Genomic DNA, 9,422 nt, shown 5'->3' with positions numbered 1-9,422 from the left:
AGCTTGTCTCCAGAGGCTACTTGCGCACTCGCCTGAACGCCCCATGCAAGCAGTATTAAAGGGATTAATTGTTTTTTCATGATTTTGTGAATAAAAAATGGTTAATACGGATATATATTATTACCAAAAGCGGGGTTAGTAATAGAAGGATCGATAAGAGGAAAAGCCTCTTATTTTCAAATATGTGATCAAGAAGTCAGAAACATGGTTCTAGTGTCTAGAATGTGAACCATTCATGGCTTCTATGAGTTTGGATATTATTGTCGGTGAGGACTGTGTTGTATTGTTCTCATAAGTTGGATTTTATTAGGTTGTTAAAATTGATATTCTTGATGCAATATTAAAGGTTGCCAGTTTCATTTTTCGGAACTCAGAATGCTTATTCTGTTAATTTTATGTAAAGAAAAGCTAAAGAAATCATAAACTAAATTTCTGTGTTTTAGGGTGGCTAAGAAGTGTACTAATAGGTTTAAACAGTGCGTCAGGAATCGAGGTACTTTGTTCTTATAGGTAAGACTAAAGAGGCAAAGCACCTGACATCCTTTGGGGCAATTACACAAACTCAACTTATGTGCGTTTTTATTGGTCATTTTATTTGGGACGATTTTTCTTTTTATGCTGCCAATATCCAATACGTTTCCATTTCCTAATGCTGGTAATAATTCGTAGCAATACCGCTTTGAATGTACTCTTCTCATTATCATCAGGCTCCAATCTCCCTTCGAGATGCATCTTTTTCAATACCTGCTCTATGGCTTCAAGACGCGCTTTTTGATCAAATTTCTCAACAATATTCTGTTGCACTATCTGTTTCTTATCTGAGGGGAGTGCATTATACTCAGGATATTCACTCAACATACTATGGATGTTTTCAATCGTCATATCCATATGATAATCAAATGTATGACGAGTGCTATACATCAGAATAAAACGCCGCGCTCTATGTATAATGGTAATCGCATCATCTAATGAGGTGCCTTTCTCAAATAAGCGAATCGCCCAGTTATAGATTATTGTTTCATAGCACTCCTGATTGGCGACACGTTGTAAAAATTCATCTTTCTCCACCTGAACATATTGTATGATCTCAAATAGAAATTGGCTTTTTCGTTTGTTGAGTTCTATATTCTCATTCATGATTTTTGGTTTTAAAAGAGGTTTACGCTTCTTTGCTTTTCATTAATTCAGTGGCTAGCTCTTTTATTTTTCGAGTGCTTTTGCTTTTTCGATCAGGATATTTTTCGTTTAGTACGTCACGAACATAGCTGGCGGATAATCCCAATCTTTTGGCAATTAGCGATCCGATTCCGTAGAAATATTTGTCTTTTAGGAGATCTTTATTTGTATTAGAATACTTATTTATTTGCTTCATCGTTGAAAAAACACGTACTTTGTTTACGTTGTTGAACACAAATATAAACAATTCTGTTTATTATAAACAAATTTATTTATCAAAATGACAGGAGAATATCTCAGGGCTAAAATTATCATGTCAGGCTTCCAGCAGAGTGAAGTAGCTGAAAGGCTTGATATATCTCCTCAGAATCTCGAAAGTAAGCTACAAGCAAAGGATATCAAAGTAAGTTTTCTTCTCGATGTTGCTAAAGCAATAAATAAAACTGTTTATTACTTTTTCTCCGATATAGAGGATGAAAATTCTACAGAAAATAATGCAACCTATTCATCTGCTCGTGAAAATGAGATGCAAAAGAAGGCAGATGATTTCATTCTTATGAAGATTGCAGAAGTATTATCGTCTCAACTTTCGCCTCAATTTGATGTATCTCAAAAGAGTCTCGACATACTGACAGAAGCACAATCACGTATCTTGCTCAATCAGGGTGAGCTTTTGGATAAAGTAGAAGAAATGATGAAGATCATCAACCAAAATGCAAAAAAGAATACGATAGAATAATCAGTCGGTTTTATTAATCTTGTCAATCGACTTTTCGAGCAAATCCAGTAAATTTTCAATCACTAAGCGACTGTCTTTACGAATCTGTCGCCTGATCTTCTCTTTCTCCTCAGGTTTTAGCTCTTTGCGGTGCTCATCCAGAAGAAGGGCATAATGTAGGTTTTTGAGGCTCATGCGCTTTCCTTACTTTGTTTGAATTTTCTCATGAAATAAAATATAAACACCATCACACTAACAATGAAAGTGATCAGGAACTTGAGATTCAAATCATTAAAAGAGGTTTTCTTTAGATTGAGGATGTAAATGAAGAGTTGATAAACAATGTTCATGATAGGAACAATCATTACAAATCGATAGCGTTTTCCTTTGGCTTCAAAGTATGCTATCAACCAGCCAACTAAACCAAAAACATTGATTAGCGTTATATATAAAAAAACTCTTAAACTGGAATACCCAGAAATTCCAGCTTGTGTTTCTCTGGGTATTGCATCATGAATATAAGGTAGTAAAGAGCATATGAGTATTAATGCTCCAATAACAAACTCCTTAGATGTCATCATCATCAAGTTCGTCTTTTTCAAGTGATTCTGTGTCATGCTGATCTAATGATTCAGGAGTACAGCCCACATAGATAAAACTCGTCGCGAATAATACAATTATTGCAAGAATTAATTTTCTCATCATTTTGGATTTTTATTAGTTATGATCCTAAAATAATCCAAAATAACATCAAATCCTATGCTCTATGTGGGGTTAGCAATGGAGGAAATTGGGTCTATGTAAATGAAACTCCTTGGTTATAAATAGTTTTATTTATAACCTGCAAGATCAGAAGAATTTTCGACTTTACGTTACGGAATAACCGTAATATTTATACGTTAATATCAGGTATACAGCAAGATATACGGATGATGTTACTGGATAGAGAAGGGGAAGGGTGGCTTGAATATACATACATAAATCTCATTGATCTATAGATGCTGGTAAAAGGTATTCTTCCTCTTCTAAATCCCTACACCCCCAACAAATCAACCGTGCTGCCATTATCAAACAACAGTGTCTCAATATGGTAATCCGTATCGCTATAATATTGGTTATCGATGGTGAGGACTTCGCTGGTGGATGCTACGGTTATCAGTAGGTCATAACCGCTTTGTGAGAAGCTCACATCCGCTGCTACAAGTCCGCCAGTTAGGTGCAGTACATCATTGGCACTGGCACTGTAATTTTGCTCTACAAACACATCGTTGCCATCGCCCGCTTGCCAGACATACGTATCATCTCCTGTGTAGCCATATAAAGAGTCATCGCCTGTGCCGCCGATCAGTGTATCGGCTCCGCCAGCCCCTTTGAGTGTGTCATTACCATCATTGCCTTGCAGCACATCATCAAAGATACTGCCTTCAAGCGATTCATTCCCTGCGCCACCAAGCAACTCTAAGCCTTGTACTAAGTTATACGTCGTGCCATTGTCAAATTGCAGCGTCTCAATATGGTAATCACTATCGTTATAGAACTGGTTTTGCAATGTCAGTACTTCACCCGTTGGAAGATATTTGATTTTCATATCATGGCTGGTATAGCCATAGATTTGGATGTCATCAAAGGTGATTCCACCTTTTAGGTACAATACATCATTGGCACTGGCACTGTGATTTTGCTCAATGAAGACATCGTTGCCACGTCCGGCTTGCCACACATACGTATCATCGCCTGTGTAGCCATAGAGCGTATCATCGCCCAAATCACCAAGGAGTGTATCATTGCCTGCGCCACCACTAACGGTATCATTATCCTTACCACCATGCATCACATCATCATAGATACTTCCCGACAAGTTTTGATTGCCAACACCGCCCAGCCATTTCACTGCTTGGTTTAAATTGTAGCTGCTGCCATCGTCAAATAACAATGTTTCGATATGGTAATCTGCATCATTATAATACTGATTTTGAATCGTAAGAAGCTCGCCCGTTGGCACATACTCAATCTTCAAATCATGACTGGTAAATCCATATAATTTCAAATCATTGAACGTAATGCCGCCCGTCAGATGCAGCACATCATTGGCACTGGCACTGTAGTTTTGCTCAATGAAGACATCGTTGCCACGTCCAGCTTGCCAGACATAGGTGTCATCGCCCTTGTAACCATAGAGCGTATCATCACCTAAATCACCAAGGAGTGTATCATTGCCCGTACCGCCATTCAGGGTGTCATTATCTTTGCCACCATGCATCACATCATCATAGATGCTTCCTGATAAGTTTTGATTACCAACACCACCCAGCCAAGTAACCCCTTGCACTAAATTATAGCTAGAACCATCATCAAAGGTCAGCGACTCAACCAGATAATCTGTATCACCCGCATACTGATTCGTAATCGTGACCACTTCGCCTGTCGGGATATATTCAATCTTCAGATCATGGCTCGTATAGCCGTAAATGTTGAGGTCAGCGAGCGTAATACCGCCTGTAAAATGCAGTTGATCCGTGCCACTACTGGATGTATTAGACTCTTGTACCAAATCATTGCCATCGCCCGATTTCCACACATAGGTATCATTGCCTTTATAGCCCCAAAGCGTATCAACACCCAGACCACCCACAAGTTGGTCATCACCAGCAACGCCGTATAATGTATCATCCCCCTCATAACCAAATAGCACATCTGCGCCACTGCCTGCGGTAATATAATTATTACCCGCATCACCATTATGCGTCGCCGCAGCATTTGTATCCACAACCGCTTGAACAGACAGATTCACCGTCGCTATATCGGTTTCCCCGCCACTATCCGTCAGCATATAAGCAAAACTATCCACACCCACATAATTTGCGCTCGGCGTATAGGTAATCGTGCCATCGCCATTGACAGAAACAGCACCATTCGTTGGATTTGCATGGATAGATAGGTTGCTATTAGTAAAGCTGGTATCTTCCGTATCCGAATCATTAGCAAGCACACTAATCGCAATAGATGCATCTTGATCGACCGTAGTCGTATCATCTGCTGCGTCCGGTGCATAATTTGATGGCACAGGATTGACCGTCACATTCACGGTTGCCGTATCCACAACACCATCCGCATCCGTCACCGCATACACAAAACTATCCGCCCCATCATACCCCGTATTAGGCGTATAAGTGATCGTACCATCCAGATTCACAAGCACCGTACCATTCAACGGATCCGTATCAATCGTAACACTACCCCCATCCAACGCCCCATCATCCACATCATTCGACAATACATCTATTGTAGTGGTAGATTCGTAACTCATTGTCACCACATCAGCACTTGCAGAAGGTGCCACATTAGGCGGAGCATCGCCCACAAATACAGTCACCGTTGCCGTGTCCGTCATCAAATTGCTATCCGTTAACGTATAGCTAAAACTATCGTTACCTTCATGCCCGCTATTAGGACTATAAATGATAGCCCCAGTTGCCGTGACTACTGCCGAGCCATTTGCAGGCTGTGAATTTATGGTAATACTATCTCCAAAAAATTGATCATCCTCCTTATCAGAATCATTGAAAAGCACATCAATCGTAACGGACTGTCCATATGCCGTGCTGATGCCATCATCATTCGCTTCAGGCGGGCGGAATATAGATAAATCCCATGAAGTACCGCTCCAATAATATGATAAGTTGTTAAATTCTAAGATTTCAGCTTCATAAATGGTATTTAGACCATCTTCGCCCGCAGCAATATCCGCAAGGTCATGGACTATAATAGTTTGCGCATTAAACCCACTAAAGCCAAATTCCGTGCTATCACCTCTAAAAACGACTTTGTCTTCGTTGCCCAGCCCTCCATAAACAATATCACTCCCATCAAAGATTCTGAACACATCATTCCCGCCATAGCCCTTGAGTATATCGTTAAACTCACCACCAAAAAGGATATTCGCATCATTATCACCTTCCACAAGAAGCGGTGCTGTTCCTAATCCAATAACATCGGAATTATCGAGAAACTCAGTTCCTATTATGATTAAGTGGAAGTTATAATGCACATTGGTTAACAAAACCGCATTGTCAGAAGACGTATACTCCAAATCGTAAAGGTCGCTAGTAGCAACGGCTGAAACACCTGAAAACCCAAGTCCTCCAAGGTCTAATTTGTCCTCACCACGTGTAAAATCCCAAATAGTATCGGTTTGTGCAAGGGGTTCATTGAAATTAGGATCTGAAGCGACTTCAAAAGTAACGATCCGGCTTTCGTCATGGTTTCTATACCTAAATACGTCTGATCCAGCACCGCCAACGAGAAAATCAGCCCATGCGCCTCCAACTAACGTATCATTCCCGCCATGACCTTGTATAAAATCCTGCCCCGATTTACCAATAATGAAATCACCCCATGAAGTGCCATGAAGTATGTCAGAAAGATTAGTGCCCTTAATAACCGCCCCAGTCATCACACTAATATCAAAGTTCCAGTTCAGTATATTATCAAAATAATTCTCAATAAGAATCGTATTTCCCAACTCGTTACCAAACCTATCGACTTCCTCAAGCAGCAGATTGTTAAAACCGCTGATAACGGTTCCGTTGGCCAGAGTCATAGCACCCACCTTAGACCACTCAAATTCACTATCCGATGTCTGAACCACCTGCTTACTATAAGAAAACACAGGTGCCTCACCATCAATCAACAACACCCCGCCGTCGTCAACAATAACATCATCACCAAATGCGCCATTGAGATGATAGACGTCTTGCCCCGACCCACCCTTCAAAACATTCTCAGCAACATTGCCTGTAATCGTGTCTACATAGGCAGTACCAATGACCTGTTCAAAACCATTGATTTTCTCTATGACCGTTTTGCCAGATATCTGCGCTTCGCCGGATTCCAGATTGATATCAATCCCAGCAGTCACTGAGGCAGCACTATAATCCAGCTTATCATTTCCCAAGCCGCCTTTGAGCGTGTTATCTCCTCCGGTTGCGTAGACGATGTCATCCCCTTCGCCCAGCAACACCACGCGCCCATCGCCCGCAACCGAGAGCTGCTCACCCGAAACCGTCACCACATCATCCCCAGCATAGGTATACAGAACCTTCACATCATCCGTGTTCAGCGTATCATTCCCCGTGATGCGAGTGTTGCCTGTAAAACTGCCAGTCACCTTTTCATAGTCGGTGGTAACCGAATCTAAGGTGATATTGTTTTCTTCCAGTGCTGCTTGGTAAAAGGGGTTACTTACATTATTTCCGTAACGAGACGTATATTGATCTTCATAAGTAATAAGTCCAAGCATGATCGGGTCTGCTGTGCCCGTGTCAGCAGATCCGTCAAATGTTGCTATTTTAATGGATGCTTCTGCCTCAATGCCATCTACGGCATCAGTGTCAGTGACAGAGGGGGCAGAATAAACAACGCGTTTTGCTTCCCCATAATATTTTTCCATATAGAGGTTTGCGAATTCAACAGCTCGGTGCTCTTTGAATCCATCGCCATGACTGGCTGAGCTTGGGGTTGTATCAGAGGCATGGTAAAGCTCGTGCACTAGAAGCCTATGAAGAGAAAAAATGTCTAAGTTGCCATCGCTTCTTGCAGTCAGACTTTTTAGCAGTTGATCTGGGTTAATATATAAATCGTTAGTCCCCAGATCATCAAACTGCCCTGCACCAGCAAGCGTATCGTTGACAGAAATATCAATATCTAAGTTGAAGATATTTTCAATATCCTCGAACAATAATTGCCCCTCAGTTGTGGCTTCAATTTCCAACAAAGCTGCGATCACTTGAGTTTTAAGTGCGGGGTTCGCGTCAAGGTCGGTTAAGTCAATAATATCTGTGTAATTTACTGTCATTATTTTCTCCAATTACTTATTCATTAAACGGGGTAAAATAGGCATAAACGTGTCTCCTCCTGGCAGAACATACGCATCGCATTCACTCGCATTCACTAACGCATATTTCGAGCAGTGAAAATACGGGTCATCTTTGTGTGTTATTACTGCTATAAGCATGAAAACTAGAAAAGACGCAATGAGCGGGAGAATGAATAAAGTTCTTCGAATATTTAAACAGAGATGGCATTTAAGCGCACAAGATATGAGGAGAAGCATGAAGCAAATGAAGAAATATTGGCCATATGGCGGAAAAGGTAGGGGCTTTAAGCTCGGTATAGTACCTGCTATGTCAAACCCTAAGAGGGCAATAATCAGAACTGGTATTAGCAGCATGTCCACCACCACTAAATAAGTCACCTTAGCCCATAGAGGACGCTGTATTTTTTGTTCGATGGTTTCTTCAGTCATTACATTTCCTCGCTTTGCTAGTATGATTGTCAATCTGGTTCTTCCCCAAACCTCTTATTGAATCTGCAATATCTGCGTCAATTATTTTAGTAATTGGATCAAACGCCATTATTTATTATTTTTATTTCTTCTGCAGAAAATTCATTGAATAACTTGCTTATCTTTTTTAAATTTGAATCATCGCCGCCTGAAGCTATATATTTGTCAAACTCCTTTTTAAAAACAATGCCTAATGTATGCCCTGTATTTTTAGTTACAGGCTGAATGAGTAATTTACCATCTTGAGCAACAGCTTCATGTGCAAACAAAATAATTCGTTCTTTTTCTAGATACTCTAAACCTCCACGAATTTGCTTGAAGGACTGAAAATAAACATATTTAGCGTCAAGATTGCTTTTTCTTACTTCTAGAACTTCTACCTTAACTAATGGATATCTAGTTTTCAAAACATCTGTCTCGATAATTTTTCCATAAATTACACTCTCTGCTTCTCCATGCATTATCTCATAGTCTAGCAGATCATAAGCAAATGAATACGCCATCACATTGCTTGCTAAGTTGCTACCTGTGCACATTAGCATCGTTAGTACTATCAAAAATTTCTTCATATTCTCACCTCGTACAAGAAACGTTCATCCAACAAAATTCCTCTAATGGGATTTCAGTATGTTTGGTTATTCACTCGTTAATACAAATATTGTATCGCCCGTTTTTAAATCACACATTTTGATATTCGTTCCCATTAATGCTATAGACTTGTCATAAAACAGAGTCAACACACGTTTTTAGAAGATTTTGTGGAGATTTCGCGTAATACGAGTAAAGTGTTGCAAAACATTATTAAAGAGGTGAGGGGGGATGTTTCTGCTTTGCTAATACACGACATTACCATTTTGGGTGAGGATTCCATTTGAAGTGCGACGGTTGATTTTATGGATTAGGTTACCATTTGTAAAGCCTCCTGAAAAACGTCTTGTGGAGTTCTGTAATCAAGGCATTTTCTTGGTGTGTTATTCATGATTTGGCATACCTTGTTAAGTTCCTTATCCGTGATCTTGGCAAGCTGCGTCTCCCTAGGAAAAAACCGCCTGATACGGTTATTATTACTCTCTACAGCACCCTTTTGCCACGGCGATTGTGGATCGCAGAAATAACTCTTCGTACCTAATCTTTTCTCGAGAATAGGGTAGAATATAAACTCAAATCCACGATCAAAAGTAATCG

The 9,422-nt window shown here is 40.2% G+C and carries 7 protein-coding genes; 1 reads left to right on the top strand and 6 read right to left on the bottom strand.

Translation table 11 applies throughout. The features are described 5' to 3' along the window. Nucleotides 1–591: 591 nt before the first annotated feature. Together Z054_RS0126925 and Z054_RS0126920 are read right to left on the bottom strand one after the other, a co-directional pair. A complete protein-coding gene (locus Z054_RS0126925; RefSeq protein ID WP_024773082.1) occupies nt 592–1,137 on the bottom strand; it encodes a hypothetical protein in 546 nt (181 codons plus the stop codon). 22 nt (nt 1,138–1,159) lie between these two features. Beyond that, nucleotides 1,160–1,411, bottom strand: a complete 252-nt coding sequence (locus Z054_RS0126920; protein ID WP_152538700.1) for a hypothetical protein — start codon at nt 1,409–1,411, stop codon at nt 1,160–1,162. Nucleotides 1,412–1,456: 45 nt separating this feature from the next. Between Z054_RS0126920 and Z054_RS0126915 the strand changes: the two genes are divergently transcribed. Further along, entirely contained in the window at nt 1,457–1,915 is a 459-nt protein-coding gene (locus Z054_RS0126915; protein ID WP_024773080.1) for a helix-turn-helix domain-containing protein, read from the top strand. Between the two features lie 170 nt (nt 1,916–2,085). Here the strand turns inward: Z054_RS0126915 and Z054_RS0126905 are convergent, their stop codons facing one another. From Z054_RS0126905 to Z054_RS0126875, 4 genes are all read right to left on the bottom strand, one after another. Then, nucleotides 2,086–2,496 carry an MARVEL/CASP family protein gene (locus Z054_RS0126905; protein WP_152538699.1) on the bottom strand — a complete coding sequence of 137 codons (411 nt, stop codon included), beginning with the start codon at nt 2,494–2,496 and terminating at the stop codon, nt 2,086–2,088. Between the two features lie 431 nt (nt 2,497–2,927). Next, nucleotides 2,928–7,760: an Ig-like domain-containing protein gene (locus tag Z054_RS0126895; RefSeq protein WP_152538698.1), complete on the bottom strand. Its 4,833-nt coding sequence runs from the start codon at nt 7,758–7,760 to the stop codon at nt 2,928–2,930. A 536-nt stretch (nt 7,761–8,296) separates the two neighbouring features. Then, nucleotides 8,297–8,698, bottom strand: a complete 402-nt coding sequence (locus Z054_RS0126880; RefSeq protein ID WP_152538697.1) for a hypothetical protein — start codon at nt 8,696–8,698, stop codon at nt 8,297–8,299. A gap of 437 nt (nt 8,699–9,135) precedes the next feature. Then, nucleotides 9,136–9,422 (bottom strand): IS30 family transposase (locus Z054_RS0126875; RefSeq protein WP_024773075.1); only part of this gene is annotated, 287 nt, incomplete at its 5' end.

Source organism: Aquimarina macrocephali JAMB N27, assembly GCF_000520995.1.
Classification (GTDB): domain Bacteria; phylum Bacteroidota; class Bacteroidia; order Flavobacteriales; family Flavobacteriaceae; genus Aquimarina; species Aquimarina macrocephali.
The sequence above is the reverse complement of the archived record's forward strand: the minus strand, read 5'-3'. Positions and strand labels throughout refer to the sequence as shown.

Excerpts from the sequence above, each read along its gene's own strand:
- Z054_RS0126925 (WP_024773082.1), bottom strand. The coding sequence starts at position 1,137 with ATGAATGAGAATATAGAACTCAACAAACGAAAAAGCCAATTTCTATTT.
- Z054_RS0126915 (WP_024773080.1), top strand. The coding sequence starts at position 1,457 with ATGACAGGAGAATATCTCAGGGCTAAAATTATCATGTCAGGCTTCCAG.
- Z054_RS0126880 (WP_152538697.1), bottom strand. The coding sequence starts at position 8,698 with ATGCATGGAGAAGCAGAGAGTGTAATTTATGGAAAAATTATCGAGACA.